This is a genomic window from Protofrankia sp. CiP1_Cm_nod3, assembly GCF_982290655.1.
This window is the reverse complement of sequence record NZ_CEVIVD010000198.1, coordinates 2,076-2,881: the sequence shown is the minus strand read 5'-3', so window position 1 is coordinate 2,881 and position 806 is coordinate 2,076. Positions and strand designations below refer to the sequence as shown.

Annotated in this window: 1 protein-coding gene; it reads right to left on the bottom strand. The window is 70.3% G+C overall.

All coding sequences use genetic code 11. From position 1 onward, the window contains the following. Positions 1-69: 69 nt before the first annotated feature. On the bottom strand, positions 70-558 hold the full coding sequence (locus AC5LUJ_RS22480; RefSeq protein WP_493465691.1) for a helix-turn-helix domain-containing protein: 489 nt from the start codon (positions 556-558) through the stop codon (positions 70-72). Between the last annotated feature and the right edge of the window lie 248 nt (positions 559-806).

Below are 806 nucleotides of genomic sequence, written 5' to 3'. Positions count from 1 at the left end.
CGACCGCGAAGCCCGCGCTCTCCGGCAGACTGAAGAACAACTCCGCTACCGCCCGCTGCAACGCAGTGATCATCGCAGGCGGGCCCGTTCCTCCCAGGCACATCGAATCGGAGCGGGCAGCACCAGCTCCGGCCACGCGTCGACGAGCAGCGCCCCGTCGACGTAGGCGAGAACGTCTTCCGCCCGGCCTTCCCGCAGGACGATCTCGTACAGCCGATGACGTTGCCGCCGGTCCGCGAGATCGTAGATCCGCCCCGGGCTGGACCAGTCGAGGTGGGCAGGCAGCCGCACGCGGGCCAACGCCGTACCGAGCGGGAGCCGCGGCAGCCGGTCCGGCACGACGAACGGCCGACCGCGCCCATCCTCCAGGATCTCGAACCGCGGCACCGGTGCGATGTCGAACCGGAAGCCCGCCGCGGCCAGCAGCCGCGTCGCCGTCTCCAGCGTCGGTGACTTCGTCCCATGCTCACAGGCCGCCACAGTCGGCCGGGAGGTACCGGCGCGGCGCGCGAGCTCGGCCCCTGAGAGCCCCGCCTCCAGCCTGGCTGCCTCAAGCAACCGGTGTGCCGATGGCTCCCATCCCGGCCTCCAGCCACAGACCCATCCGTATCCGATAGGATACCCTGTTTCGCCCGCCCACCTGGCCGTTCGCCGTATAGCAGGCGGGGCTCGAACCAGCTGTCGAGGTCTGACCAGCACCGTTCCACAGTGCTGGATCTCAAAGCGATAGATCGCAAACCGCATTCACCCAGGAGTCGTCAGAACGCGGCGCCGGTGACCGACCGGCGGGCGGGCGGGCCCGGCGG